General features: G+C 71.5%; 2 protein-coding genes. Both read right to left on the bottom strand.

All coding sequences use genetic code 11. The features are described from left to right. Nucleotides 1-527: aldehyde dehydrogenase family protein (locus D7318_RS32270; RefSeq protein ID WP_120700796.1), on the bottom strand; the 527-nt coding region annotated here is incomplete at its 3' end. Continuing rightward, nucleotides 520-1,865 (bottom strand): aldehyde dehydrogenase family protein (locus D7318_RS32265; protein WP_120700795.1); only part of this gene is annotated, 1,346 nt, incomplete at its 5' end. The genes D7318_RS32270 and D7318_RS32265, both read right to left, overlap by 8 nt.

Raw genomic sequence — 1,865 nt, 5'->3', positions numbered from 1 at the left:
GTGATCGCGGGGGCCAGGACGGAGACCAGGCCGAGGAGGGAGGAGTGCTGGGGGGCGAGGATGGCGACGGTGCCGGTGGGTTCGGGGGTGGAGAGGTTGAAGTAGGGTCCGGCGACGGGGTTGGGGTTGCCGAGGACCTGGTGGATCTTGTCGGCCCATCCGGCGTACCAGATCCACCGGTCGACGGCCGCCTCGACCTGCGTGGCGGCCTGCGCGGCGGTGACGCCTTCGGTGTGGGCGATCTCGTCGGTGAACTGCTGGTGGCGGCCCTGGAGCAGCTCGGCGATCCGGTAGAGGATCTGCCCGCGGTTGTAGGCGGTGGCCCCCGACCAGCGGCCGAACGCCTTCCGCGCCGCGGCGGCGGCGTCCCTGGCGTCCTTGCGGGAGGCACGCGGGGCGTTGGCCAGGTGCGCGCCGGTGGGATCGGTCACGGGGTAGACCCTCCCGCTCTCCGAACGGGGGAACGCCCCGCCGATGAACAGCTTGTACGTCTTCCACACCCGAAGGCGCTGGCTTGTCTCAGGCATTGAGGTAGGGCTCCAGTCCGTGGCGGCCGCCTTCCCGGCCGTAGCCGGACTCGCGGTACCCGCCGAAAGGCGAGGTCGGATCGAACTTGTTGAACGTGTTGGACCACACCACCCCGGCCCGCAGGCGCTGGGCCATCCACAGCATCCGGGACCCCTTCTCCGTCCACACCCCCGCCGACAACCCGTAGGGCGTGTTGTTCGCCTTGGCCACCGCCTCGTCCGGCGTGCGGAACGTCAGCACCGACAACACCGGCCCGAAGATCTCCTCCCGCGCCACCCGGTGCGCCTGCGCCACCCCCTCGAACACCGTCGGCGCGAACCAGAACCCCTGACCGGGGAGTTCGCACGGCGCGGTCCAGCGCCGCGCGCCCTCCGCGTCCCCCGCGTCCGCCAGCTCCCGGATCCGCGCCAGCTGCGCCGCGGAGTTGACCGCCCCCACATCCGTGTTCTTGTCCAGCGGATCCCCCACCCGCAACCTCGCCATCCGCCGCTTCAACGACGCCAGCACCTCCTCCGCGACCGACTCCTGCACCAGCAGCCGCGACCCCGCACAGCACACATGACCCTGGTTGAAGAAGATCCCGTCCACGATCCCCTCCACCGCCTGATCCACCGGCGCGTCCTCGAACACGATGTTCGCGCCCTTCCCCCCCAGCTCCAACGTCAGCCGCTTGCCCGTCCCGGCCACCGCCCGCGCGATACCACGACCCACCTCCGTCGACCCGGTGAACGCCACCTTGTCCACCCCCGGATGCGCCACCAACGCCGCCCCCGCACGCCCGTCACCGGGCAGGATGTTCACCACCCCCGGCGGCAACCCCGCCTGCTGACAGATCTCCGCGAACCGCAACGCCGACAACGGCGTCGTCTCCGCCGGCTTCAAAACCACCGTGTTCCCCGCCGCCAGCGCCGGAGCGACCTTCCACGCCAGCATCAGCAACGGGAAGTTCCACGGGATCACCTGCCCCGCCACCCCCACCGCCCGCACCCCGGCACCGAAACCGGCGTGCTCCAGCTTGTCCGCCCACCCCGCGTAGTAGAAGAAATGCGCCGCCACCAACGGCACATCCACATCCCGCGACTCCCGCACCGGCTTCCCGTTGTCAAGAGACTCAAGCACCGCCAGCTCACGCGCCCGCTCCTGCACCAGCCGCGCGATCCGGAACAAGAACTTCCCCCGCTCCACCCCCGGCAGCCCCGACCACCCCGCGAACGCCCGCCGCGCCGCGGCCACCGCCGCGTCCACATCCTCCGCCCCCGCCTCCGCGACCTCCGCCAACACCCCCTCCGAAGCCGGGGAGACCGTCTCGAACACCCCACCCGAGGCCGCCTCACGCC

This window comes from Streptomyces radicis (genome assembly GCF_003626575.1).
Taxonomy (GTDB): Bacteria; Actinomycetota; Actinomycetes; order Streptomycetales; family Streptomycetaceae; genus Streptomyces; species Streptomyces radicis.
Note: the sequence above shows the minus strand (reverse complement) of the source record. Positions and strands in the feature narration are given on the sequence as shown.